At 57.4% G+C, this 21,252-nt stretch carries 34 protein-coding genes; 6 read left to right on the forward strand and 28 right to left on the reverse strand.

What is annotated here, in order from left to right; genetic code table 11:
* Positions 1-3: 3 nt before the first annotated feature.
* From GQS_RS07445 to GQS_RS07580, 27 genes are all read right to left on the reverse strand, one after another.
* Positions 4-969 (reverse strand): respiratory chain complex I subunit 1 family protein, encoded by a 966-nt coding sequence (locus GQS_RS07445; RefSeq protein WP_014013070.1) that lies wholly within the window; start codon positions 967-969, stop codon positions 4-6.
* A gap of 202 nt (positions 970-1,171) precedes the next feature.
* Positions 1,172-2,410, reverse strand: a complete 1,239-nt coding sequence (locus tag GQS_RS07455) for a nickel-dependent hydrogenase large subunit (protein WP_014013072.1) — start codon at positions 2,408-2,410, stop codon at positions 1,172-1,174.
* Positions 2,410-2,964 carry an NADH-quinone oxidoreductase subunit C gene (locus tag GQS_RS07460; protein WP_014013073.1) on the reverse strand — a complete coding sequence of 185 codons (555 nt, stop codon included), beginning with the start codon at positions 2,962-2,964 and terminating at the stop codon, positions 2,410-2,412. The genes GQS_RS07455 and GQS_RS07460 overlap by 1 nt, the downstream gene beginning before the upstream one ends.
* Positions 2,961-3,407, reverse strand: coding sequence for an NADH-quinone oxidoreductase subunit B family protein (locus GQS_RS07465; protein WP_014013074.1), 447 nt, complete (start codon positions 3,405-3,407; stop codon positions 2,961-2,963). Before GQS_RS07465 ends, GQS_RS07460 begins: the two co-directional genes overlap by 4 nt.
* Complete coding sequence (locus GQS_RS07470; protein WP_014013075.1) at positions 3,408-3,761, reverse strand: hypothetical protein; 354 nt, start codon at positions 3,759-3,761, stop codon at positions 3,408-3,410.
* The gene (locus GQS_RS07475; protein WP_014013076.1) at positions 3,758-5,311 is read right to left on the reverse strand and encodes a proton-conducting transporter membrane subunit; all 1,554 of its coding nucleotides are present in this window, start codon (positions 5,309-5,311) and stop codon (positions 3,758-3,760) included. Before GQS_RS07475 ends, GQS_RS07470 begins: the two co-directional genes overlap by 4 nt.
* On the reverse strand, positions 5,308-5,673 hold the full coding sequence (locus GQS_RS07480) for a sodium:proton antiporter (RefSeq protein WP_014013077.1): 366 nt from the start codon (positions 5,671-5,673) through the stop codon (positions 5,308-5,310). The genes GQS_RS07475 and GQS_RS07480 overlap by 4 nt, the downstream gene beginning before the upstream one ends.
* On the reverse strand, positions 5,666-6,133 hold the full coding sequence (locus tag GQS_RS07485) for an MnhB domain-containing protein (RefSeq protein ID WP_014013078.1): 468 nt from the start codon (positions 6,131-6,133) through the stop codon (positions 5,666-5,668). Before GQS_RS07485 ends, GQS_RS07480 begins: the two co-directional genes overlap by 8 nt.
* Positions 6,130-6,402 (reverse strand): hydrogen gas-evolving membrane-bound hydrogenase subunit E, encoded by a 273-nt coding sequence (gene mbhE, locus GQS_RS07490; protein WP_014013079.1) that lies wholly within the window; start codon positions 6,400-6,402, stop codon positions 6,130-6,132. The genes GQS_RS07485 and mbhE (GQS_RS07490) overlap by 4 nt, the downstream gene beginning before the upstream one ends.
* Entirely contained in the window at positions 6,399-6,662 is a 264-nt protein-coding gene (locus tag GQS_RS07495; protein ID WP_014013080.1) for a hydrogenase subunit MbhD domain-containing protein, read from the reverse strand. The genes mbhE (GQS_RS07490) and GQS_RS07495 overlap by 4 nt, the downstream gene beginning before the upstream one ends.
* Complete coding sequence (mnhG, locus tag GQS_RS07500; RefSeq protein ID WP_014013081.1) at positions 6,659-7,012, reverse strand: monovalent cation/H(+) antiporter subunit G; 354 nt, start codon at positions 7,010-7,012, stop codon at positions 6,659-6,661. Before mnhG (GQS_RS07500) ends, GQS_RS07495 begins: the two co-directional genes overlap by 4 nt.
* Positions 7,009-7,311 (reverse strand): cation:proton antiporter, encoded by a 303-nt coding sequence (locus tag GQS_RS07505; protein WP_014013082.1) that lies wholly within the window; start codon positions 7,309-7,311, stop codon positions 7,009-7,011. Before GQS_RS07505 ends, mnhG (GQS_RS07500) begins: the two co-directional genes overlap by 4 nt.
* Positions 7,308-7,811: a Na+/H+ antiporter subunit E gene (locus GQS_RS07510; protein WP_014013083.1), complete on the reverse strand. Its 504-nt coding sequence runs from the start codon at positions 7,809-7,811 to the stop codon at positions 7,308-7,310. The genes GQS_RS07505 and GQS_RS07510 overlap by 4 nt, the downstream gene beginning before the upstream one ends.
* A gap of 255 nt (positions 7,812-8,066) precedes the next feature.
* Entirely contained in the window at positions 8,067-8,501 is a 435-nt protein-coding gene (locus tag GQS_RS07515) for a 4Fe-4S binding protein (protein WP_014013084.1), read from the reverse strand.
* A complete protein-coding gene (locus tag GQS_RS07520; RefSeq protein ID WP_014013085.1) occupies positions 8,498-9,487 on the reverse strand; it encodes a respiratory chain complex I subunit 1 family protein in 990 nt (329 codons plus the stop codon). The genes GQS_RS07515 and GQS_RS07520 overlap by 4 nt, the downstream gene beginning before the upstream one ends.
* Positions 9,484-10,779 (reverse strand): nickel-dependent hydrogenase large subunit, encoded by a 1,296-nt coding sequence (locus tag GQS_RS07525; RefSeq protein ID WP_014013086.1) that lies wholly within the window; start codon positions 10,777-10,779, stop codon positions 9,484-9,486. The genes GQS_RS07520 and GQS_RS07525 overlap by 4 nt, the downstream gene beginning before the upstream one ends.
* Complete coding sequence (locus GQS_RS07530; RefSeq protein WP_014013087.1) at positions 10,776-11,303, reverse strand: NADH-quinone oxidoreductase subunit C; 528 nt, start codon at positions 11,301-11,303, stop codon at positions 10,776-10,778. Before GQS_RS07530 ends, GQS_RS07525 begins: the two co-directional genes overlap by 4 nt.
* On the reverse strand, positions 11,300-11,815 hold the full coding sequence (locus tag GQS_RS07535; RefSeq protein ID WP_014013088.1) for an NADH-quinone oxidoreductase subunit B family protein: 516 nt from the start codon (positions 11,813-11,815) through the stop codon (positions 11,300-11,302). The genes GQS_RS07530 and GQS_RS07535 overlap by 4 nt, the downstream gene beginning before the upstream one ends.
* Positions 11,816-11,820: 5 nt before the next feature.
* On the reverse strand, positions 11,821-12,168 hold the full coding sequence (locus GQS_RS07540; protein WP_014013089.1) for a hypothetical protein: 348 nt from the start codon (positions 12,166-12,168) through the stop codon (positions 11,821-11,823).
* A gap of 1 nt (position 12,169) precedes the next feature.
* Complete coding sequence (locus tag GQS_RS07545) at positions 12,170-13,711, reverse strand: proton-conducting transporter membrane subunit (RefSeq protein ID WP_014013090.1); 1,542 nt, start codon at positions 13,709-13,711, stop codon at positions 12,170-12,172.
* Entirely contained in the window at positions 13,708-14,067 is a 360-nt protein-coding gene (locus GQS_RS07550; RefSeq protein WP_014013091.1) for an NADH-quinone oxidoreductase subunit K, read from the reverse strand. Before GQS_RS07550 ends, GQS_RS07545 begins: the two co-directional genes overlap by 4 nt.
* The gene (locus GQS_RS07555; RefSeq protein ID WP_014013092.1) at positions 14,064-14,510 is read right to left on the reverse strand and encodes a Na(+)/H(+) antiporter subunit B; all 447 of its coding nucleotides are present in this window, start codon (positions 14,508-14,510) and stop codon (positions 14,064-14,066) included. Before GQS_RS07555 ends, GQS_RS07550 begins: the two co-directional genes overlap by 4 nt.
* Entirely contained in the window at positions 14,500-14,802 is a 303-nt protein-coding gene (gene mbhE, locus GQS_RS07560) for a hydrogen gas-evolving membrane-bound hydrogenase subunit E (RefSeq protein ID WP_014013093.1), read from the reverse strand. Before mbhE (GQS_RS07560) ends, GQS_RS07555 begins: the two co-directional genes overlap by 11 nt.
* Positions 14,799-15,065: a DUF4040 domain-containing protein gene (locus GQS_RS07565; RefSeq protein WP_014013094.1), complete on the reverse strand. Its 267-nt coding sequence runs from the start codon at positions 15,063-15,065 to the stop codon at positions 14,799-14,801. Before GQS_RS07565 ends, mbhE (GQS_RS07560) begins: the two co-directional genes overlap by 4 nt.
* Positions 15,062-15,433 (reverse strand): monovalent cation/H(+) antiporter subunit G, encoded by a 372-nt coding sequence (mnhG, locus tag GQS_RS07570; RefSeq protein ID WP_014013095.1) that lies wholly within the window; start codon positions 15,431-15,433, stop codon positions 15,062-15,064. The genes GQS_RS07565 and mnhG (GQS_RS07570) overlap by 4 nt, the downstream gene beginning before the upstream one ends.
* On the reverse strand, positions 15,430-15,693 hold the full coding sequence (locus GQS_RS07575; protein ID WP_048056655.1) for a cation:proton antiporter: 264 nt from the start codon (positions 15,691-15,693) through the stop codon (positions 15,430-15,432). Before GQS_RS07575 ends, mnhG (GQS_RS07570) begins: the two co-directional genes overlap by 4 nt.
* Entirely contained in the window at positions 15,690-16,190 is a 501-nt protein-coding gene (locus GQS_RS07580; RefSeq protein ID WP_048056551.1) for a monovalent cation/H+ antiporter subunit E, read from the reverse strand. The genes GQS_RS07575 and GQS_RS07580 overlap by 4 nt, the downstream gene beginning before the upstream one ends.
* Before the next feature lie 384 nt (positions 16,191-16,574).
* Between GQS_RS07580 and GQS_RS07585 the strand changes: the two genes are divergently transcribed.
* The 6 genes from GQS_RS07585 to GQS_RS07610 all read left to right on the forward strand — a co-directional run bounded on the left by GQS_RS07585 (position 16,575) and on the right by GQS_RS07610 (position 20,858).
* Positions 16,575-16,787 carry a TRAM domain-containing protein gene (locus GQS_RS07585; RefSeq protein WP_014013099.1) on the forward strand — a complete coding sequence of 71 codons (213 nt, stop codon included), beginning with the start codon at positions 16,575-16,577 and terminating at the stop codon, positions 16,785-16,787.
* Between the two features lie 80 nt (positions 16,788-16,867).
* Positions 16,868-17,167, forward strand: a complete 300-nt coding sequence (locus GQS_RS07590) for a hypothetical protein (RefSeq protein ID WP_014013100.1) — start codon at positions 16,868-16,870, stop codon at positions 17,165-17,167.
* 52 nt (positions 17,168-17,219) lie between these two features.
* Positions 17,220-18,497 (forward strand): tRNA (N(6)-L-threonylcarbamoyladenosine(37)-C(2))-methylthiotransferase, encoded by a 1,278-nt coding sequence (locus GQS_RS07595; protein WP_014013101.1) that lies wholly within the window; start codon positions 17,220-17,222, stop codon positions 18,495-18,497.
* A gap of 172 nt (positions 18,498-18,669) precedes the next feature.
* Positions 18,670-19,074, forward strand: a complete 405-nt coding sequence (locus GQS_RS07600; RefSeq protein WP_014013102.1) for a hypothetical protein — start codon at positions 18,670-18,672, stop codon at positions 19,072-19,074.
* A gap of 87 nt (positions 19,075-19,161) precedes the next feature.
* Positions 19,162-20,277, forward strand: coding sequence for a DUF2341 domain-containing protein (locus tag GQS_RS07605; protein ID WP_014013103.1), 1,116 nt, complete (start codon positions 19,162-19,164; stop codon positions 20,275-20,277).
* An 11-nt stretch (positions 20,278-20,288) separates the two neighbouring features.
* Positions 20,289-20,858: a signal peptidase I gene (locus tag GQS_RS07610; protein WP_014013104.1), complete on the forward strand. Its 570-nt coding sequence runs from the start codon at positions 20,289-20,291 to the stop codon at positions 20,856-20,858.
* On the opposite strand, the gene GQS_RS07615 is transcribed toward GQS_RS07610, so the two are convergent.
* A complete protein-coding gene (locus tag GQS_RS07615; protein WP_014013105.1) occupies positions 20,855-21,211 on the reverse strand; it encodes a cupin domain-containing protein in 357 nt (118 codons plus the stop codon). The two genes, GQS_RS07610 and GQS_RS07615, sit on opposite strands and share 4 nt — an antisense overlap.
* Between the last annotated feature and the right edge of the window lie 41 nt (positions 21,212-21,252).

Genomic DNA, 21,252 nt, shown 5'->3' on the forward strand with positions numbered 1-21,252 from the left:
GCATCACACCCCCAGCCATACCAGCGCGAGCCCGACGAGGGCGATTATGTTGACGTAGACCCAGAATATTCTCGACGCCTGCTCTATCCTGAACCTTGCGAACGATGTCCTGACGAGGGTTATCGCCAGCAGGTAGATGACCATGACCTTGAAGAGGAACCACAGGGCTTCGACGACGTAGTAGGGCGTTCCCGTTAGGTTCAGGTTGAAGATGCTCGTCAGCGTGAACGGGAAGAACAGCACCACCTCCAGCGCCGCCATGGCGAAGCCCCTGACCGCGTCCGAGAGGTAGAACAGTGCGAGGTTCCTCCCGCTGTACTCCGCGAGCATACCCTCACATATCTCCGTCTCGGCCTCCGCTATATCGAAGGGCAGTTTCGCCAGCTCGGCCGGCGTGACGACGAGCAGGGCCACGAAGAGCAGCAGCACGCCCATGGCCGCGAGCGGACCCGCGACGCCCCACACCGGTGTGCTAGCTATGGTCGTCAGTGAGAAGCTCTTGTAGAGCACGGCGAAGCCGACTATGACCGTCGCCAGCGGCATCTCGTAGCTCATCATGAGCACCATTTCCCTCTGCGCACCCACCGAGGAGAACGGGCTTCCCGATGCAAAGCCGCCTATGGCCATTGCCAGCGACTGGAGGGTCAGCAGGTACAGGATGACGACGAGGTCTCCGTAGCCCTCGAGCGGAGCTTTGAGCACTCCGAAGGGTATGTACAGGAGCAGGGTCATTGAGGCCGCGAATGAGACTATGGGCATCGCGTTGAATATCCACGCTATTGCGTTCTTGGGAACGACGGTCTCCTTCAGGAGCAGCTTGCCAACGTCCCAGAACGGCTGCCTTATGGGCGGCCCTATCCTGGAGGTCAGCCTGGCCGAGACGCGCCTGTCTACACCCTTGTAGACCAGTCCGAGGAAAACTCCCAGTATGGGAAACGTGAGGGCGTACAGCAACGTTTCGGGGGTCATTCTCTCACCCCCTCAGCCCTTGCTTGCGCAAGCGCTGGCGGAACGTTACTAACTCCAAAACTGGCTTTCCCGCTGGTGGGTGCCTCAATACTGCCCGTTGTCCATTTGCTCGCCCTTAAAGTGCGTCCTCCGGACGCGAGATAGATGCGAGCCTTTGGGGTGGTCGCTGTCCCCATGCACCCCTCATGGACGATGCTGCCGTTCATTCTCTCACCCCCAGCTCTGCTCTAAGCTTCCTTGTTTTTTCAACCGCCTTCCTGTGGAGAGTCGCTGGGTCGATTAGCCTGCCGTTCTCGTCCCTTACCACCGCGAGCCTGTCGTTGCAGCACATGCACGGGTCTATGTATGCGACGACTATCGGTATGTCCGCCACCTCGGCTCCAAGGAGGAGCGATCCCCACGTGTTGATGTTGTTGTAGCTCGGTGCTACCACCTTCCAGACGAGCGGGCCGTCACGCTTGTTCCCGTACTTGAAGTAGTGGACGACCTCACCGCGCGGTGCCTCGTGCATGCCGATTCCTTCCCCTTCGCTCCTCCTTATCTTTGCCAGAAGCGCCACGTAGTTCGGAATGGCCATCAACTTGCCCTCTGGCATGTTATCCAGGCAGAACTCGATTATGTCGAGGCTCTGCTCTATCTCGTATATCCTGACGAGGGTTATGTCGTAGGCATCGCCCCTGGCCTCGCCGACTATGTCCTGGGGAACCACCGCCCTGACCCCGATGTCGGCGTAGGCGTCGTACGGGGTGTCCTGCCTGACGTCCATTCTCAGTCCGGCCGCCCTGGCAACGGGCCCGCATACGTTGAGCTTCTTTGCCATGTCTTTTGAGAGCTGTGCCACTCCCCGCGTCCTGGCCTTGTAGACGGGGTCCGCCAGGAAGACGTCCTTCATCTCCTCCGTGAATATCCTGTAGTAGTTTATCATGTCCCTTACGGCCTTCGCCTGGCTTTCCTTTATGTCCCTCCTGACGCCGCCTATCATGAAGACGGAGTAGTTTATCCTGTTCCCCGTCAGGAGCTCGAGGATGTCAAGGACCTTTTCCCTGCCCTTCCAGGTCCAGAACAGGAGGGAGTCGAAGCCCATCTCGTGCGCCACGACACCGAGCCAGAGCAGGTGGCTGTGAATCCTCTCCAGCTCGGCTATTATCGTCCTTATGTACTGGGCCCTCGGCGGGGCCTCTATTCCCAGGGCCTTCTCGCTTCCTATGACGAAGGCATAGGGGTGCGATATCGAGCAGATTCCGCATATTCTCTCAGAGAGGTAGAGGGTCTGTATGGCGTTCCTCTTCATGCCCATGTACTCTATTCCCCTGTGGGCGAAGCCCCTCTTGACGTCCACATCGACTATCCTCTCGCCCTCGACCTTGGCCTCGACCCTTATCGGCTCCTTCAGCGCCGGGTGGATCGGGCCGACCGGGACGTAGTACTGGGTTTTCGCCATCACTCACCCCTCCTTATCTCGTTCACGCTCTTGTGGGTGTGTTTCACCATGTCCTCCACGCCGTACTCGTCCTTCCTCCATGGATACTTGCCCTCCGGCCAGTCGTCGGGCAGGAAGAGGTGCCTCTTCTTCTTCAGGCCCTCGAATTCAACGCCGAGCATCTCCCTAATCTCGCGCTCGTTGGTCTCCGCCCCTGGCATCAGGTCGGTTATCGTCGGCAGGACCAGGTTATCCTTCGGAAGGTTGAAGCGCACGGTGACGCTGAGCTCCCCCCAGGGAACGGCCCAGAACAGGCCGAAGGAGTAGACCATCCTCAGGGAGTCGCCTCCGTCATCCCCCCCGGCTATGAAGTGCAGGTGCGGGTAGCCAAGCTCGAAGATAACTTCGACGGCTCTCTTGAAGGCCTTCGGGTCTATATCTATCCAGAGCTCTTGGTACGTTCTCTTCCTCCTGACGCCCATCGTGTACTCCCTGACCTCGTGGGAGAGCAGGGCCTCCCCGAGCGCCTCCTGGAGCCTCTTGAGGACCTCTTCCGCACTCATTGGTTCGCTCATTCTTTCTTCCCCTCCAGCTCCTTTTCCAGCTTCTCCAGCTTGAGCCAGGCCTTCACAACGCCGTCTATTATCGCCTCGGGCCTCGGGGGGCAGCCGGGAACGTAGACGTCCACCGGGATTATCTCGTCTATCGGACCGACTATGTTGTAGGAGTCGTAGAACACTCCCCCGCTGGTTCCGCAGTTTCCAACCACCACTACCGCCTTCGGGTCGGCCATCTGCTCGTATATGCGCCTCAGCTTGTCAGCGAAGTCCCTTGGAATGGCCCCGGTTACGAGGAGGACATCCGCGTGCCTTGGGCTTCCGACGAGTTTGATTCCAAAGCGCTCCGCGTCGTAGCGCGGTGTTAACGCGGCTATGATCTCGATATCACAGCCGTTACAGCTCCCTCCGGAGGCATGGAAAACCCAGAGGGAGCGTTTAAAGTTGGTCAGCTTCCCCATTCACACACCCCCCACGAGGATGAACAGGATTATGGCACCGAGCCCGAGGTACCAGAGGATATAGTCCCTGAGGTCTCCGCTGTGCATTCTCATGAGCACGTTGTAGTAGCCCTTCAGCGCCTCGATGAAGCCCCAGTATATGTCGCCGGCCCTTACGCGGATTTCTTCCACGTCCTCAACCTCGTTGCCGCTCAGGAAGGGCTTCACCTGGTCGGTGTTCGGCTTGTAGCTCCTGTTTCCGCGGGAGTAGATTACGTAGCCGATGACCGCGAAGACGATGAGGAACGCTAGCCAGACTATCGGGTTCCAGAATCCCGACGGGGAGTTCAGCGTAAGGCTCTCAATCCACGTCATGGTATACCACCCCACGTCTGGTAGCTGCCCAGCTTCAGCAGCGCGTCAACCGCCGGGTAGACCAGCTTGTCCAGCACGACGTTCGGGAACAGACCAAAGAGCAGACACAGCGCCGCCAGGATGAGCATCGCCACTACCATGCTCCTTGGAACCTCCTTTACCTCCTCGTACTTCTCCACCGGCGGTCCGAGGAAGGCCGAGGCAAAGACCTTGACGAACGAAGCCAGCGTCAGTACGCTCGTGACCATTGCGAATATCGCGAATATCGGGCTCAGCTGGTAGGACGTCTCGTAGATGAGGAATTTGCTCGCGAAGCCGTTGAAGGGCGGTATTCCGGATATTGCCGCGGCACCTACTATGAAGGCTATCGTGGTGTAGGGCATCTTCCTCGCCAAGCCGCCCATCTCGTTGAGGTTCCTCGTTCCGGTGACGTAGAAGAGCGCTCCGGCGGTCATGAGGAGAAGGCTCTTGTAGATGATGTGGTTGATGATGTGGAAGATGCCTCCAGCCATCGCGTCCCTTCCGAAGGCTGCCAGCTTTGCCGGGTCGTTGAGAACGGCTAAGCCAACGCCAACGCCGAGGAGCATGTAGCCGGTCTGCGAAATCGCGTGGTAGCTCATGAGCCTCTTGACGTCCTTCTGGACGAGGGCCATCGTAACGCCGATGAACATGGTGAGCACTCCAAGGACGCACATTATCCAGCCGACGCTGCTCATCCCTGAGCTAACCTTTCCGAAGAGGCTGAAGCTCACCCTGAAGAGGGCGTAGAGGCTCGCGTAGGTCGCCACCAGGAGCGTGGGGTTGATGCCGGACGGGACCTCCGTGTACGCGTCTGGAACCCAGTGGTGGGTCGGCACGGAACCGCACTTCATCGCGAAGGACGTGAAGAGTATTCCCAGGGCGATTATGTCAACGGTGTTGAACCCTATCTGGGTGCTCAGGTAGGCTATGTTGAGGTTCCCGTACTCGCCGTAGAGCAGGCCGATTGAGAACAGCACCATCAGCGAAGCGACCGCGCTGACTATGAGGTACTTGATTCCGGCCTCACTTGCCTCACCGCGGTAGTTTCTGAAGCCGACCAGCGCTGAACCGGCTATTCCGGCTATCTCCAGGAACACGAAGAGGTTGAACAGGTCTCCCGTCAGGACCATGCCGAGGATTCCGACCTCTAGGAGGAGGAGCAGTGCGTAGTACTTCTCAAGGCCCGTCTCGTTCCTCACGTGGCTGTACGAATAGAGCGCCCCGATGAAGCTCATGAGCGTTGCGGAGAGCGCCATGAAGGCCCCTATCGCGTCGACCTCGAATATTATCCTTATCGGAACCCTGTACCCTGAGGGCAGAACGAGGGTTGGCTTGTCCGCTCCGAAGACGTACACCATCATCCCCTGGGCGAGCACCTCCCTGACGAGGAGGAGCGCCATTCCCAGCGCCACGCCGGTGATTATCATCGCCCAGACAGCTGGGGCACTGCCCTTCTTCTTGAGCAGGGGAGCCACGAACGCCCCGAAGAGGGGCACGGCTATCATGAGTGCGGGCAGGTGCTCGATCATCCTTTCAGCCTCCTGACCTTTGTAACGTCAAGGGTTCCGTAGTGCTCGTAGATGTTGACGGCGAAGGCCAGCATCAGGGCAGAGACCGCGACGCCTATGACGATGCTCGTCAGAGTGAGTGCCTGGGGCGTCGGCAGAACCATGTTGTTGACGGCCTCCTTCGGTGCCATGGTGTATATCGGGGCGTAGGCGCCTTTGACGTAGCCTAGGGCGATTAAGAACAGGTTGACGGCTCCCTCGAGGATTTCAATGCCTATGACGACCTTGATGAGGTTCCGCTTGAAGCCTATCGTGTAGAACCCCACCGCCAGCAGGAGCGCCACGACTATGAACGGGAGGTTGACTAGAATCACGTTATTCATCCTTCCTCACCCCCAGGAGGAGGTAGAACACCAGGATTATGCTGGTTAATCCGGCCAAAACCTTCGTTCCGACGAATATGTTCATGTACGGCAACGTTCCGCCCGTGTTCAGGTAGCCGGGGTTTATCCCTATCGGGGTCGGGTCTCCGAAGAGAGGGAACCCGCTGTTGGCTATGACGTTCTTGAAGAATGTGTACCCCATGAACCCAAGTGCAGCCGTTCCAAGGAAGCCGAGGGCGCCGATGCTCTCAAAGGCGCTCAGGGGCACCTTCTTGAACCGCTCCCTTATCACCTCGTCCTCGCACGCGACTATGAGGAGTGCCAGACCGCTGGCGAAGACGGCTCCTCCCTGGAAGCCGCCTCCCGGCGTGAGGTGGCCGTGGAGGATGATGTAGGCTCCGAACGTCAGTATGAGCGCCGTCAGGTACCGGGTGGTTGTTTTGATGATGAGGGTCGTCATGCTTTCACCTCCCTCCTTCTGAGGGCCATCAGCACGCCCGCAACGGCGGTGAACAGTACCGTGGCCTCTCCGAGGGTATCGAAACCCCTGTAGTCGAAGACTATGCTGGTGACGACGTTGTTTGACGATGCCTCCTCCTGTGCGTGCCCGATGAAGTAGGAGTCCATCTCTGTGTGAACCGGCTCGCCGAAGGGCCTGAGGCTCACCACTGCCACGAGGAGGAACAGCGTGAAGCCTATGAACGCGAAGAGACCTAATGCGCGCCTCATTCTATCACCTCCTCGTCGGTGGTTTTCTTGATCGCCAGCAGGTACATCGCCGTCGTGAGGCACGCTCCAACTCCCGCCTCCGCTATCGCGACGTCTGGTGCCTGCAGTATGTAGAACTCCAGCGAGAGTATCAGGCTGAACACCGCCATCGCGATGACAGCTGAGACCAGGTTCTTGAACCTCACCGCCGCTATGGCTGCTATCAGAAGCCCCAGCCCCACCATGGCCTGAAGCACCCAGAAGAGCTCTTCAAAGTTCATAGGCGACCCTCCAGCTCGTCTATAACCGCCCCGTGGGGCCGTATGCCTGACTTCCTCGCGGCCCTTCCGATGGCGTGGGCTCCAACGGGGTTGGTGAGGACGAGGAATATGACCACCAGGGCCGAGTGTATCCCTATGGTTATCCAGGATGGGTCCCTCTCCACCCAGAAGTAGCTGTATATCGAGTACGTGACGGCGGCCAGGACTATGAATATCGTGCCGAAGGTCGTGCACTTGGTTGCCGCGTGTATCCTAGTGTAGACGTCGGGGAAGCGGAGGATGCCAACGCTGGCCAGAAGGTTGAAGAACACGCCGATGGCCAGGAGTGCTGCTATCAGCCACTCTATCATACCGCCTCCCCCTCCTCGCACTCGCATGCGATGCCAACCCTCTTCTTGACCAGGTAGCGGGCTATGTAGAGGGTCGCGATGTAGCTCAGAACCGCGTAAACCAGCGCGACATCTATGAAAACCGCCTGTCTGGTCACCACGCCGTAGATGACCATGGCCCCCGCCGTGGTGGTCGTCATGGAGTCCAGGGCGACGGCCCTGTCCGGTATCGTCGGCCCCGCAAGAAGCCTTATGAGCGTCAGCATGGCTGAGAACAGCAGCAGTATCAGCGCCCACATGAATGCCCCATCGACCGTCATTCTCCAATCCTCCTTGCCCATTTTGGAAGGTATCCGCACAGCTCCTCCGGGGTGGGTTTCTCCTTTCCGGGCGGTACGTTTATCCAGTGAACGTAGAAGTTGCCCTCCTCGTCTATCTCCAGCGTGAAGGTTCCAGGGGTCAGTGTTATCGAGTTGGCCAGAAGGGTTCTGCTCTCATCCCTGGTCAGGTCGGGGGATATCCTGACTATCCCGGGCCTTATCTTGCCGGTTATGACGCGGTAGGCTACGTCAATGTTCGCCTTGGCCATGGCGAGGAAGAACGGCCCTATCGCGTAGATGATGAGGAGTAACAATCTCCTCGGGCTGAAGAAGTAGCCCACCTTTTCGTTCATGACGTCCTTCGTGGCGTAGCCGATGATGACGGCTATTACAATCCCCGCAATCAGCTCCCCGGGGCTCCATGCGATGACATTGCCTGAACCCGCCGTGAGGAGCAGATAGACGATAAAGGACCACAGGAACGGTGCGGCAAACCCCATTTTCCCACCTCAACTTTAGGTTTTAAACCCTATTCGGGCCTATTTTCCCGAAATCTCAATTATAAATTGGCTAAATTTTTATAAATGGGTTTCTAAAACAAATGGTTAACAACCAGAAATTTGACAAATATAAATTGAACGACCCTTGACGTACGTCCATAAAACTGTGCGTTGTAGTAGATTAAAGGTGATGAACGTTCAGAAAAGTTCATCACAGAACTGGAATCGTCGGCGGAAAAAACAAGGGAAGAGGGGTTACTTCTTCTGAGATTCGGCCCCTTTCTTTGCCGCCTCTTTGGCCTTCTTCTGCTCCTCCAGCTTCTTTTTGAGCTCCTCTATCTCATCCTCCTTGAACCAGCGGAGGTTGTCGTTGTACTTGTCGTCCGTGGCCAGGAGGAACTCATCGCTCATCTCCAGGGCCTTCACGGGGCAGACGTCCACGCACTGCTGGCAGAAGACGCATCTTCCGAGCCAGAAGGTGACCTTCCTGACCTCCGGAACGTACTCTATAACCCCGGCCGGGCAGACCATCACGCAGAGCCTGCAGCCGACGCACTTGTCGGGATAGTAGACGAGCTTGCCCCTGAAGCCCTCTGGAGTCGGAACCGGATCGCTGGCCGGGAATGGGTTGGTTGCCGGCTTCTTGAACAGGTTGCTCAGCACGGCTGAGAGCGTCGGTGGAACCCTCATGCCACCACCCCCAGGGTGTCTATTGCCAGCAGCAGTGCTCCCACTATCGCGGCCGGAAGCATCCTGGTCCAGAACAGGCTCACCGCCTGGTTTATCCTGAGCCTTCCCGTCACCGCCCTGAAAAGGCTCATGCTCACGAAGAGCACGGCGAAGACCTTGAGGGTGTGGAAGAGTAGGTCTATGGCCACCGCCGGAAGCCCCGTGAGCCCGATGTAGCCCGAGAGTCCCCACGGGAAGAATATCGCCACGACGAGGCTCGCGCTCACGAAGGCCTTTATCGCGTTGGCCAGCTCGAAGAGGGCCAGGTGCCTTCCGCTGTACTCGGCCATCGTTCCCTCGGCGAGCTCGGTCTCGGCCTCGGGGATGTCGAAGTAGCCGACCTCGATTTCGCTGGCGAGCCAGGCGAGGAAGACGAGCAGGAGCACCACGGTTCCTATTACGCTCATCGGCGTCCCGAGCTCCCAGACGTTGTGCTCGTAGAAGGTGCCCATGCTGAAGGGCTTTGTAACGCCGAGGTCGCTGAGGCGCCAGAGTATGGTGAAGAGGGCCAGCATCATCGGCCCCTCCCTGGAGACGAGGATTATCATCTCCCTCTGGGCACCTATCTGAGCGTAGGGGGAGCCCGAGCTAACGGCACCGACGACCCTGAGGAAGCCGATTAGGGTCAGCAGGTAGATGAAGAGTATCACGTCGCCCTTGGTTCCGAAGATGGGTTCAAACCCGAGCGGGGTGTAGGCGAGCAGGGCGATGGAGGTGGCGAGGGCCAGCACGGGGGCCAGCTCGAAGAATTTGTTGGCGTCCCTCGGGATTATGGACTCCTTGCTCACCAGCTTCAGGAAGTCGTAGAACGGCTGGAGCAGCGGGGGGCCCATCCTGCGCTGCATCCTCGCAACCAGTTTCCTGTCTATGCCTCCCCAGAGCAGTGAGGCGAAGGATACGTAAGCGTAAATCCCCAGGAATCCGAGCGTTGCGTAGAGGACGTTCATAGGACACCACCCCTCGGGCAGCCTACTCCAACAACTTCGGGCTTTGCCTTAACGTTCGGGTTCAGCTCCCTCGTTTTCTCGATGGAGAGCTTAAGGAGGTCCCTCTCGGTGAGGACCTTCTTCCTTCCGGTGTTGGCATCCACCACCGCGACCCTGTCGGTACAGCTCAGGCACGGGTCTATTGAGGCTATCGCGACGGGAACGTCCGCCACCTGCTCGCCGACCAGCGCTCTGGCTATCGCGAACAGGTTCGGGAAGGTGGGCTCGCGCATCTTCCACTTCGCCGGAACGTCCTTGCCCTTCTGGCCCATGACGTAGTGGATGAGCTCACCGCGCGGCGCCTCGTACCTGCCTATCCCCTCTCCCTCAGCCTTCTTGAGCTGGAACAGGAGGGTGTTGTCCTTTGGAACGGCCTTTATCTTGCCCTCCGGCATCTGGTCTATGGCCCTCTCTATGAGCTCCATGCTCTGCCAGAGCTCTCCAACGCGGACCACCATCCTGTCGAAAACGTCCCCCTTGACAACGCCGGTGAACTCCTTGGGCGTTATCGGCTTCACGCCGAGGTCGGGGTAGACGCTCAGCTTCTCGTTGTAGCGGACGTCCTTCTTCACGCCGCTTCCCCTTGCGGTCGGTCCCTGGGCGCTGTACTCGATGGCGATTCTCTTTGGAATAACTCCAGCGTCCCTCAGCCTGGCCTCGACCGTCGGATCGTAGAGGAATATCTCCTCTATCTTCGGCATGACCTCGTTCCTGTAGTTCTTTATCATGTCGAGTATGGCCCTGATGTGCTTCTCCTCCAGGTCCCTCCTCACGCCGCCGATGGTGTTGATGGAGTAGTTGACCCTGTTGCCGCCGATGGCCTCCAGAATGTCCATGACGCGCTCGCGGGCGAGCCAGCTGAGGTGGAGGGTGGTGTCGTAGCCTATGGTGTGCCCAACGACCCCGAGGTTGAGCAGGTGGGAGTGGATCCTCTCCAGCTCGCCGGTTATCACGCGGATGTACTCGGCCCTCTCGGGCACCTCTATGCCGGCCATCTCCTCAACGGCCCTGGAGTAGGTGTGGTTGTGGGAGAAGGAGCAGATTCCGCATATCCTCTCGGCGAGGTAGAGTATCTGGATGTAGTTCCTCCTCATGGCTATCCATTCGAGGCCCCTGAGGTTGTAGCCTAGCTTGACGTCAACGTTGACTATCCTCTCTCCATCGAGCGTGATGATGAATTTCTCGGGCTCCTCCAGTGCGGGGTGAATGGGTCCCACGGGAACCTTGACCCAGTACTCAAGCTTTCCGTTCATTTCGAGCCCTCCTTTTTGATTTTGTACGGATGTCCTGCGTTCTTCACCATCTCGGGCTTGATTCCGGTCTCGTCGAGCCTCAGCGGGTAGATTCCCTCCGGGAAGTCGTCGGGCAGGAAGAGCCTCCTTGGGTCGGGGATTCCCTCGAAGAACAGCCCGAGGAACTCCTGGTTCTCCCTCTCGTAGGGCAGCGCGCTCGGGAAGATGTCCGTGACTGTGGGCAACTTGGGGTCGTCCTTGGGAACGCTCGTGCCTATGACGAGCGACAGGCTCTCCCCATCCTCCCAGAACATCTCCATGTGGTACTTGGCGAGCAGTCTGTCGCCGGCGTCTATCCCTATTATGATGGAGAACTGGGCCTTCGGGTCGAGCTCCTTGATGAACTTCATGGCGTCGTGGAACCTCTCCCTGTCTATCTCGACCCAGACGCGCCTCTTCGGGTGGGGCATCTTGTTCTCGCTCACCCTTACCTCGGCCTCGGGGAACCTCTCGCCAAAGGCTTTAACGAACTCGTCAACGTTCATCTCCTACCCCCCTCAATTCTCTCTATCAGCTTCTGCAGACCGAGCACGACTCCGTAGAGTATCGCCTCGGGCCTCGGCGGGCAGCCGGGCACGAAGACGTCCACCGGTATGTGCTTGTCCAGCGGTGCGTTGGTGAACGGGCTCTCGAAGAACACGCTTCCGCCGGTGGGGCAGGCTCCGACGGCTATGACGACTTTGGGGTCCGGCGTCTGCTCGTAGACCAGCTTGACCCTCTCAAGGCTCTGGTCGGTCACCGGTCCGGTTACGAGCAGTATGTCGGCGTGCCTCGGCGTTCCGACGAGCTTCACACCGAAGCGCTCGGCGTCGTACCTCGGTGTTAACGCGGCTATTATTTCAATGTCGCAGCCGTTGCAGCTGCCGCTGTTTACGTGGAACACCCAGGGTGAGCGCCCTATGTACCTGCAGAGCTTTGATATCTCCCTCTCAAGCCTCTCGCGCTCCGAGGAGTTTGAGCTGACATCGGTCTCTGCCCTTGTAACCTTAATCGCCATTCATCTCACCCCCACACTATCAGTGCTCCCACAATTATCGCGGTCGTGACGAGCAGGTAGCTGATGTAGTCGCTCAGCAGGCCGGTGTGCTCCCTGCGGAAGATGAGGAACATCCTGTGGATTCCCCTTATGAGGCCCCACATGACGTGTCTTCCGGTGACGTAGCCCTGGAAGTGCTCGAACTGCGGAATAATCTCGTCCTGGTCCTCACCGCTGAGGAATATCTTCGTTCCATCGCCGGTTCTCCTCGTCCCCGTGCTGGAGCGCTCGGCCCACTTGTAGAGGGCGTACGAGATGAGCAGGCCTATGGCGAAGACGTAGATGAAGTAGAGTGCATCCCAGTAGCCAAACATTTCACGCACCCCCCAGCACCGCCGAAACGTAAGCCCCTATGTTCTCCAGGGTCTTTGCCGCCGGAAGCATGACCTTGTCGCTGATGCCCCATGGGAAGAGTCCCATGATGATTATTGCCACCACCAGTATGAGCATCGGCACGAGCATGGCCTTTCCTGGCTCCTTTGCGTTCATGACTTTCTCACTCGGCCTTCCGAAGAACGTGAAGAGCACCCTGATATAAGCCGCCGTACAGAAGGCCGTGCCTATGACCGCTACCGCCGCGAGGAACGGGTTGAAGAGCGCCGAGCTCTCGTAGATGAGCCACTTGCTCGCGAAGCCGTTGAGCGGCGGAAGGCCGATTATCGCGGCCGCGCCTACCAGGAATGCGAAGCTCGTGACCGGCATCTTTCTGGCTATTCCGCTCAGCTCGTTGAGGTTCTTGGTTCCAAGCTGGTGTATGACCACTCCCGCGACGAGGAACAGGAGGGCCTTCATTATCGCGTGGTTCACTGTGTGGTATATCGCACCAGCCAGAGCAACCTGGCCGACGTCGCTTCCGTACGCGGCAAGGCCGATTCCGATTCCCAGGAGGATGTAGCCGATCTGGCCGACGCTGGAGAATGCGAAGAGCCTCTTCATGTCGGTCTGTATCACCGCCATCGCGTTTCCGACTATGAGGGTCACGCAGGCGAAGAATATGATTATCCAGCCGATAGTTCTGGTGCTGATTCCGGCGCTGAAGACGCTGAAGGCGAGCCTCGCCAGGGCGTAGGTACCGCCTATCTTGATGACGAGACCCGAGAGCATGGCGCTGATCGAGCTCGGTGCCGCCGGGTGAGCATCGGCGAGCCACATGTGCACCGGAACGGCACCGCTCTTGAAGAGCAGTCCGCCCGCGAGGAGGCCGAGGGCCACCTTGGCGGTGAAGGTCGGGTTCTCGGCTATCATCTTGGCCAGATATGCCATAGTCAGCGTTCCGTACTGGCCGTAGAGGAGCACTATGCCGAGGAGGATGAACGAGCTGGCCAGCGAGCCGGCGAACATGTACTTTATGCCCGCCTCGATGCCCTCCCAGGTGTCGTTCCTGAAGGCGACGAGGGCGTAGCTCGCTATGCTCATTATCTCCAGGAAGACGTAGAAGTTGAACAGGTCTCCGGTTATGGCTATGCCGAGCATGCCGACCTCGAGGACGAGGACCAGGGCGTAGTACTTCTCAAGCCCCGTGTCGTGCCTCATGTACTCGCTGGAGTAGAGCACGGCCACGAAGGCTATGAAGGTCACCATCAGGGCGAAGAGAGCACTGAGGAGGTCTACCTCCCAGACTATCCTTATCGGGAACGGCACGCCGTTTCCGAGGGGGCTCCTCGCTCCGAGGGTGTAGACGAGTATCTCGCCGCTCTCCCAGACTTCTTTGAACAGTCCGGCCGCGACGCCGAGGGTGATGCCTGTTATGAGTATCGCCCACAGCTCCTTGGCCTTCCTTCCCGCGAGGCCCACTATGGGCAGTGCGAATGCTCCAAGGAGAGGGACTATGATGAGGTATGGGATCAGCCCGTTCATCCTCTCAACCTCCTGAGCTTGTTAACGTCAAGGCTTCCGTAGTGCCTGTAGGCGTTTATCGTGAGGGCCATCGCCAGCGAGAGAACACATACTCCAATGACTATGCTGGTGAGCGTGAGCGCCTGCGGAATCGGGGCAACCATTGCGCTCTTTACCGTCTCGTAGCCCGTGTAGATTGGCGCCGTCGGTATCTGGCCCGCCTCTATGCGGTATCCGAAGCTTATGAGGAGCAGGTGGATGCCTGCATCAATGATGTTGAGGGCCAGTATGAGCTTGATGAGGTTCCTCTTGTAGAGGAGGGCGTAGATCCCCATGGCTATTAGCAGGAATGCAGTGATGAACTGGAATGGTATCATTCTTTCCACCTCCTGTACGCCGCTATGGCGACCATCGCGCTGACCAGTCCCGCGAAGACCTTCAGTCCAACTGCGAGGTTCATTATCGGCAGGTATCCGGCAGAGAGCAGCGTTCCCGGCTGGCCGTTGAAGACCGGCCCGCCCTGCCACAGCGTGTTGTAGAAGAACGCTACGCCAAGGCCGAGCATGGCCGCTCCGAGGAATACCAGGCCGCCCAGACCTTCGAGGGCCGAGTAGAGGTGGTGGTTGTAGCGCCTCTTCATCTCGCCCAGCCCGAAGGCTATGAGGAACAGTATCCCGGCTCCCGCTATGGTCGCTCCTCCCTGGAAGCCGCCTCCCGGCGTAAGGTGACCGTGTGAGACCACGTAGGCACCAAAGATTCCTATGAGCGGAATGGTGGCCCGCGCGGTGGTCTTAACGATCAGTCCCATGTCACTCTTCATCCTCATCCCTCCTCCAGGGCCTGAGAAGCGCAACCGCTCCTGCTATGGCAGTAAAGAGAACGGTAGCCTCTCCGAGGGTATCGTAGCCACGGTAGTCGAAGACTATGTCCGTAACTATGTTGGTTCCGCCGACCTCCTGCACGCCGTGGTCTATGTAGTACTGGTCGGTGTAGCGGTAGGCCTTCCAGTCCTCACCGCCGAGGCCGAACTTTATTCCGGTTGAGGGGCTCGCAACGACGAGCAGCACTCCGAGGAGGAACAGCAGTGCGAGAGCTCCGAAAGTCCTCTTCATGGTCCCTCACGCTCCCATCTCTCCGTTTTGGCTATCCCGTACACAACCACGGCCGTAACGACGCCGGCTCCGACCGCGGCCTCGGCTATCGCCACATCCGGCGCGTGGAGCATGTAGAACTCCAGGCTGAGGAGCAGGCTCATAGCGGCGGAAGCGATGGCCGCGCTGAGCAGGTCTCTCATCGTTATCGTGATGTAGGCCGCCACCAGCACGCCGAGGAGTATTCCGAACTGTATGACCATGTCCATCGAAAGGGCGTTCATTCGGCACCACCCCTGAGCTTGTCTTCGTACGCGTCAATGACGGCTTTGACCGGCTTGTAGCCGCTCAGATGGGCCGCCTTGGCTATCGCGTGCGCTCCGGTCGGGTTCGTGAGGAGCAACGCGATGAGGGCAACTAGGCTGTGAAGCGCCATCTGGAGGTACTTGGGGTCGCCGGTGAGGTGGAGCTGGTAGGCGGCGTGAACCACCACCGCCAGAACCGCGAATATCGTCCCGAAGGTGGTGCACTTGGTCGCTCCGTGGAGTCTGGTGTAGACGTCCGGGAACCTGTGGAGCGAGAAGCTGCCCAGCAGGTTGAACGTGATGTTTATCGCAAGGAATGCGTAGATGACGTAAGTGACAGCGTTCATTCCAATCCCCCCTGGAGGTACTTGGCTATGGCCAGGGTTCCCACGTAGCTCAGAAGGGCGTAAACGATGGCGATATCGATGTATATCGTCCTGTCGTAGGCCGCTCCGAGGAGAACCATTCCGGCAACGATCAGCGTGTTGAGGGTGTCCACTCCGACCACTCTATCCGGCACGCTCGGTCCGAAGAACACCCTGAGCAGCGCCAGGAATGCTCCGATCATGACTATGACCGCCGCATAGAAGAACTCCGGTGCTATCATCTTCCCAGCCTCCTCGCCCATTTTTCAAATGAACCCGCTATGACCTCGGAGCTCTCCGGCTCCTTCTCGGTCACGTTTATCCAGTGGACGTAGAGGGCCTTCTCCTCGGGGCATGCGTCCACGGTGAGCGTTCCGGGGGTGAGCGTTATCGAGTTGCTGAGGATCGTGTACTGGGCGTCGTTTTCGAGATCGACCGGAACGCGAACGATTCCGGGCTTTATCCTGCCGGTTATGACGCGGTAGGCAACGTCGAGGTTCGCCTTGACCATGCCCCAGAAGAGCGGGCCGATGGAGTAAACCACAAAGCCGACCCACTTCGCCGGGTTGAGGAAGCGGGATGCCTTCTCGCCTATGATGTCCTTCGTCGTGAAGGCGATTATCCCCGAGAACACCACTCCCGCGACGAGCTCTTCGGGGCTCCACAGCATACCCTTGCTGCCCGCTGTCAGCACAAGCCAGAGCACGAATGACCAAATGAATACAGGAATGAAACCCATTGTGCGTCCCCCCACTTTTGGTTTACAACCTTATCTCGGCTTCATTTTCCCGGATTTCCGCTTACCATAGAAAAAATCCTCTTAAAAGGGTTTTTTGAAGCTTAGAATTGAAAACAAAGGTATCTAACCCTTCGTTGTTAACCAAAGGTTAATTACCTGCCCGCGAACATCCGCGCCGAGGTCTTCCTCGATCGGGCGCTGGAGGAATGCGTTCTCTGGAAAATCCTGCATCGGTGCCTTCCTATGGCTTGAAACGGTATTTTAATGACCTTAGGGGCCTAAAATCCACCCAAAGCTTTATATACCCTCGAGATGAGTTCCCAATGGGACTCTTCTCGGAGTCTTTCGAGGGAGCCCTGAAAGTTGAAAGAGTTGGTGTTAGATATGTATGGAGATGGATTTGGCGGTGGCTACGAAGCCCCTGTTAAGGTTGGAGAAAGGTATAGAGTTAGGATTGAGAGCCTTGGAAAGGGTGGCGATGGCATCGCCAAGATAAAGGGCTTCGTTATCTTCGTCCCGAACACTCAGGTCGGCGACGAGGTTGAGATCGTCATTAACTCGGTCAAGAGGAAGTTCGCCTTTGGCGAAGTCATCTGATCCTTTTTTCCTCTTATTCTTACATGCAAATATTGCGAGACGTTTTTAAGGTATTAATTCAAGATTTTCTTGGTGAGTCCATGGATGAGGACTCCATAATGATCGGAGTTGTAATTGGAGTCCTGGTTCTTCTGTCACCCGTCATGCTCTACTGGACGGTGGCGCTCCTCGATACATCGGGTATCGACCGCTACCTCCCCGGTGCGCTTTTCGTAGCCGTCTCGGCATTGATTCCGGTCCTGATCGTTTGCTCCCTTTCCTACCTCGTTATGCGGCACTACAACAGGCCCCGCGAATGGATAAAGAAGAAATTAACGCTCGTGGCCCTTTTTCTCTTCGCCGCCCTCTTCATGCTCCTGAGTATTATGGGTGCGGTTTAATCCCCATTTTTGAACCGCACCCTTTTTAAACCCCTTCCCAGAGCGCCCACCGATGGTCAGGGTTCACGTCGAGACCTACGGGTGCACGAGGAACAGGGCAGACGCCGAGATGATGGAGGCGATTCTGGTTAGTGCGGGCTATGGGCTGGCGGAGACCCCCGAAACTGCCGATTACGTCGTGGTGAACACCTGTGCCGTCAAGGACCCGACGGAGAAGCACATGCGCGAGAGGATAAAGGAGCTCCTCGATGCGGGCAGGAAGGTGATCGTCACCGGCTGCCTCCCTCACGTCAACCCGGATGCAATAGATTCACGCGTTTCCGGGATACTCGGTGTTAAGAGCATAGACAGGATAGCCGAGGCGATAAGCCTAGCGGAGCGCGGCGGGAAGCTGGTGAGCGTCGAGGGCTGGCGCGAGAGGAACATAGACAAGCTCGAACTTCCGAGACTCTGGAAGGGCGGCGTTGCCTTCGTCGTCCCGATAAGCGAGGGTTGCCTCAACGCATGCACCTACTGCGCGACCCGCTTCGCCAGGGGAGTTCTGAGGAGCTACAAACCGGAGCTCGTCGTTAAGTGGGTTAAGGAGGCCCTCGCCAGGGGATACAGGGAGATACAGCTGTCGAGCGAGGACACCGGCTGCTACGGCTTCGACATCGGGACGAACCTGGCCGAACTCCTCGACGAGATAACTGCCATCGAGGGCGACTTCAGGGTCAGGGTTGGAATGATGAACCCGAACCACGTTCTCAGGTTCCTCGACGAGCTCGTCGATGCCTACACCGATGAGAAGGTCTACCGCTTCATCCACCTGCCCGTCCAGAGCGGCGACGATGAGGTTCTGAAGCGGATGGGTAGAACGTACACTGTGGAACAGTTCGAGGAGATAGTTCGAACTTTTCGTAAGAAAGTTCGCGATTTGAACCTCAACACGGACATAATAGTTGGCTTCCCCGGGGAAACTGATGAGGCCTTCAGGAACACCGTGGGGCTGGTGGAGCGCGTCAGGCCCGACAAAATCAACGTTTCGCGCTATTCACCGAGGCCCGGAACGATAGCGGCGAAGTGGAAGCAGATTCCCGGCTGGAAGGCCAAGGAGCGCTCGAGGGAGCTTCACAGGCTCCGCCTTGCCATAGCCTACGAGATAAACCGCGCCTACGTCGGGAGAACCGTTGAGGTTCTCGTCCACGGCGAGGGTAAGAAGGGCGGCGTCGAGGGCAGGACTTTCAACTACAAGGATATAATCCTCGATTCTGGCGAACCCGGCGAATTTCTGCAGGTTCGGGTTGATTGGGCCGGCTCAACGTATCTTAAGGGTACATCCCTCCGCTGAGGTATCTTTCTTGGGGAGTATTCAATGATTATTGTGGGATGTCTAACGGGTTTTGGGTTTCATTGTAGAACTTACAATATCAAAGGGTGAACCAATTAGGTTTGCATTCGAAAACTATTTATACTCTCGTGCAAGCATATAAACAAATCCTTCATGCTGGAGGTGAATCAGGATGAGAAGGAGTAATAAGAAAAGGTTAATTCCGCTGGCACTCGCCCTTGTGCTGGCGATGGTTGGCGCTGCTCTGGCTGTTCCGGCTATTACTGTGAACGTTCAGCAGGTTGGTGGTGGTTCCAATACGGATGCTAAGATAGACACTACTACTGCCGCCATCAACTGGGATATCTCAGGAACCACCATAACTGGTGCTACGATAACCCTTGATCAGGGACCTGGTGTGGATAGTACTTGGGATCTCTACATAACCCTCGACGATGATAATGTTATTCATGTTAATGGCAACATTGGGGCGTCTGATACTACAATTACTGTGTCTTCAGGCATTAACATAGACCTTACTCAAAACTACATCAAGAGTGTGTCCCTTGTTATTGCTGGCAATCAGGTCAATACATGATTGGCACTTGGCATAGGTTGAATGAACGCTACACGCCCCGACCTCCTTTCCTTTTCTGCGTTTTCTGACCCTTATGAGTGCTAAACCATGCCACGCCACCCCATCGACGGTAAACTCAGAATCTTCGGCTTGATTTTCCTACTCGCGTCTTTCCTAGTTCTGGCTCCCGCTTTTTCCGTTCCATCGATTGATTTGACCGTCCAGCCCATCGGCTCCTGCACCGCCGGGAGGTACTACATCGACGTCAACGTTACCAACCTCGAGAACAGGGAGCTCGTGAACTACACCTTCAACATAACCATTCCCTCTGACAGGATACCCGCTTACTCCCGGCTCAAAGCCGGTAACGTCTACGTCGTCGATGAAAACGGCAATCCCCTCTACTACTGGGTTATGAGGCGTACCAGCAGGGTTTTCACGGTCTTTTTCAAAGTCCCCCGGATTCCTGCCCGCGGCCGGGCCCTGGTGAGGATATACTACGGTTCAGACAACCCCTACAGGCGCTATAGGAAGCCTGCTGAGCTCTTTGTCTACTGGGAACCCTTCAACCGCCTCAAGAGCTACCCCTACGTCGATAGTGGCATCTTTTCCAATTCCCAGGCCTTTGGGGGCGGGGAGCTTTACATCAAGAGGGGAAAGCTGGTCGTGAACTCGACTATCTCGACCAACTGGTGGTCTGGGAGCACGGCAAAGGAGGCCGAGCTGGTGAGGCTCAAGGTCGATGACTCCTACGCCGTAGTCTTCAAGTTCAAAAGGGGCTCCGGTAAGCAGGGGGTCGTCAGTTACCCCTTTTACATGTTCATCCATGCTGCCGTTGGCAACGGGGACAGGTACGACTACATAGCGATTAAGGAGAACTTCAACTCCAAGTTCCGCTTCGAGTTCGGCAACGACCGGAGCGGAAGCGACGAAACCAGCAAGTATGCCGGAAAGCAGTACTACCTCGGCGAGATAGTGGTCACCCCGCGGAACAGCACAGGCAGGATCGAGAAGTTCTCGAGTGGGGCTTTGATCGTTTCCCACGTCTTCGAGACCAGCAACCGCTTCAGGAACAGGGAGGTTTCGATAGGGTTCGGCCAAGCGAACGCTGATTGGTGGGGCACCGTCAATCTTTTAGCCTACGTTGACTGGGTTTACATAGTGAGGCACGCTAACTATGGGGCTGAAATAGTGAGGATGGGTGCCGAATGCGGCTTTAATTAGGTGGTGGTTTAATGGTAAAGCGTCGTATCGACGTCCTCTCCCTAATCTCGTACTTCCTCCTGTTCTTCGTGGTCCTAGTCGTGGTTCTTCACTTCGTCTTCGGCTTCCAGTACGTCGTTATCCTGACCGACTCGATGGAGCCGCACATAAACCCCAACGACCTCGTTGTGACGATGCCCTCCTCCCCGGATGGGCTCCACGTGGGGGACGTTATCCTCTACCGCGTGACCATCGGCAACTCGACGTACAAAATAACCCACCGCATAGTTGATGTGAGGACGGATTCTGGCGGAAGGATTTACTACGTCACCAGAGGCGACAACAGGGACTATAGTGATCCCTGGAGGGTTTATCCAGAACAGGTTCTTGGAAGGGTGGTTCTGGTCATCCCAAGGGTGGGGGTTGTCTGGTACTACACCCCGCTGATAGTTTTCGGGATTTTCCTGTTTATAATAGCTTCCCTGGCCTACGACCTGGCCTGGCTCCTGCTCGAGGAAGAACCCCCGCGTTCAAAATCCAGAAAGGCGGACCTCGTCGCTCTGAGAAGGAAGAAAATAAAGGTTCATCACTACAGGCGCTAAGCCCACTCGTCCTCGGGAATGGCCTCCTTTTTGGCCGGGATTATGCAGAGGAACTCCAGCGTTTCTCCGGTTGCCTTGTAGCCGTGGGGCTCGTTGGGCGGGACGTAGAGGAAGTCGCCCTCCCTGACGTGGAACTCTTCCTTTCCGTTCGTTATGATTCCCTCTCCCTTGACGATGAATATCTCGTGCTCCCAGTCGTGGTCGTGGAGAGGTATCTCCGCGCCCTTCTTGAGGACGAAGTATCGCATCGCGTAGTTCTTCGCTCCGAGCTTTGGAGAAACGAGCCACCTTATCGTCACTCCCTCAAAACCGGTGTCCTTCTCGGGGACCTCGGTGTAGTGTCCGACGAACATGGTACCACCGACCCAACTTGGATGAACGGATATTTAAACGA

This window comes from Thermococcus sp. 4557 (assembly GCF_000221185.1).
In the GTDB taxonomy this organism is placed as follows: domain Archaea; phylum Methanobacteriota_B; class Thermococci; order Thermococcales; family Thermococcaceae; genus Thermococcus.

Coding starts and splice junctions, on each gene's coding strand:
- GQS_RS07505 (WP_014013082.1), bottom strand. CDS start 7,311: ATGACGGTCGATGGGGCATTCATGTGGGCGCTGATACTGCTGCTGTTC.
- GQS_RS07520 (WP_014013085.1), bottom strand. CDS start 9,487: ATGAACGTCCTCTACGCAACGCTCGGATTCCTGGGGATTTACGCTTAC.
- GQS_RS07535 (WP_014013088.1), bottom strand. CDS start 11,815: ATGGCGATTAAGGTTACAAGGGCAGAGACCGATGTCAGCTCAAACTCC.
- GQS_RS07615 (WP_014013105.1), bottom strand. CDS start 21,211: ATGTTCGTCGGACACTACACCGAGGTCCCCGAGAAGGACACCGGTTTT.
- GQS_RS07585 (WP_014013099.1), top strand. CDS start 16,575: ATGTATGGAGATGGATTTGGCGGTGGCTACGAAGCCCCTGTTAAGGTT.
- GQS_RS07575 (WP_048056655.1), bottom strand. CDS start 15,693: ATGATAGCACCGGAGTTCTTCTATGCGGCGGTCATAGTCATGATCGGA.
- mnhG (WP_014013081.1), bottom strand. CDS start 7,012: ATGATAGAGTGGCTGATAGCAGCACTCCTGGCCATCGGCGTGTTCTTC.
- GQS_RS07580 (WP_048056551.1), bottom strand. CDS start 16,190: ATGGGTTTCATTCCTGTATTCATTTGGTCATTCGTGCTCTGGCTTGTG.
- GQS_RS07495 (WP_014013080.1), bottom strand. CDS start 6,662: ATGAACTTTGAAGAGCTCTTCTGGGTGCTTCAGGCCATGGTGGGGCTG.
- GQS_RS07470 (WP_014013075.1), bottom strand. CDS start 3,761: ATGACGTGGATTGAGAGCCTTACGCTGAACTCCCCGTCGGGATTCTGG.
- GQS_RS07565 (WP_014013094.1), bottom strand. CDS start 15,065: ATGAACGCCCTTTCGATGGACATGGTCATACAGTTCGGAATACTCCTC.
- GQS_RS07445 (WP_014013070.1), bottom strand. CDS start 969: ATGACCCCCGAAACGTTGCTGTACGCCCTCACGTTTCCCATACTGGGA.
- GQS_RS07550 (WP_014013091.1), bottom strand. CDS start 14,067: ATGATACCATTCCAGTTCATCACTGCATTCCTGCTAATAGCCATGGGG.
- GQS_RS07460 (WP_014013073.1), bottom strand. CDS start 2,964: ATGAGCGAACCAATGAGTGCGGAAGAGGTCCTCAAGAGGCTCCAGGAG.
- GQS_RS07540 (WP_014013089.1), bottom strand. CDS start 12,168: ATGTTTGGCTACTGGGATGCACTCTACTTCATCTACGTCTTCGCCATA.
- GQS_RS07515 (WP_014013084.1), bottom strand. CDS start 8,501: ATGAGGGTTCCACCGACGCTCTCAGCCGTGCTGAGCAACCTGTTCAAG.
- GQS_RS07455 (WP_014013072.1), bottom strand. CDS start 2,410: ATGGCGAAAACCCAGTACTACGTCCCGGTCGGCCCGATCCACCCGGCG.
- GQS_RS07600 (WP_014013102.1), top strand. CDS start 18,670: ATGAGAAGGAGTAATAAGAAAAGGTTAATTCCGCTGGCACTCGCCCTT.
- GQS_RS07555 (WP_014013092.1), bottom strand. CDS start 14,510: ATGAAGAGTGACATGGGACTGATCGTTAAGACCACCGCGCGGGCCACC.
- GQS_RS07480 (WP_014013077.1), bottom strand. CDS start 5,673: ATGAATAACGTGATTCTAGTCAACCTCCCGTTCATAGTCGTGGCGCTC.
- GQS_RS07485 (WP_014013078.1), bottom strand. CDS start 6,133: ATGACGACCCTCATCATCAAAACAACCACCCGGTACCTGACGGCGCTC.
- GQS_RS07465 (WP_014013074.1), bottom strand. CDS start 3,407: ATGGGGAAGCTGACCAACTTTAAACGCTCCCTCTGGGTTTTCCATGCC.
- GQS_RS07610 (WP_014013104.1), top strand. CDS start 20,289: ATGGTAAAGCGTCGTATCGACGTCCTCTCCCTAATCTCGTACTTCCTC.
- GQS_RS07595 (WP_014013101.1), top strand. CDS start 17,220: ATGGTCAGGGTTCACGTCGAGACCTACGGGTGCACGAGGAACAGGGCA.
- GQS_RS07475 (WP_014013076.1), bottom strand. CDS start 5,311: ATGATCGAGCACCTGCCCGCACTCATGATAGCCGTGCCCCTCTTCGGG.
- mbhE (WP_014013079.1), bottom strand. CDS start 6,402: ATGAGGCGCGCATTAGGTCTCTTCGCGTTCATAGGCTTCACGCTGTTC.
- mbhE (WP_014013093.1), bottom strand. CDS start 14,802: ATGAAGAGGACTTTCGGAGCTCTCGCACTGCTGTTCCTCCTCGGAGTG.
- GQS_RS07545 (WP_014013090.1), bottom strand. CDS start 13,711: ATGAACGGGCTGATCCCATACCTCATCATAGTCCCTCTCCTTGGAGCA.
- GQS_RS07605 (WP_014013103.1), top strand. CDS start 19,162: ATGCCACGCCACCCCATCGACGGTAAACTCAGAATCTTCGGCTTGATT.
- GQS_RS07530 (WP_014013087.1), bottom strand. CDS start 11,303: ATGAACGTTGACGAGTTCGTTAAAGCCTTTGGCGAGAGGTTCCCCGAG.
- GQS_RS07590 (WP_014013100.1), top strand. CDS start 16,868: ATGGATGAGGACTCCATAATGATCGGAGTTGTAATTGGAGTCCTGGTT.
- GQS_RS07510 (WP_014013083.1), bottom strand. CDS start 7,811: ATGGGGTTTGCCGCACCGTTCCTGTGGTCCTTTATCGTCTATCTGCTC.
- mnhG (WP_014013095.1), bottom strand. CDS start 15,433: ATGAACGCTGTCACTTACGTCATCTACGCATTCCTTGCGATAAACATC.
- GQS_RS07525 (WP_014013086.1), bottom strand. CDS start 10,779: ATGAACGGAAAGCTTGAGTACTGGGTCAAGGTTCCCGTGGGACCCATT.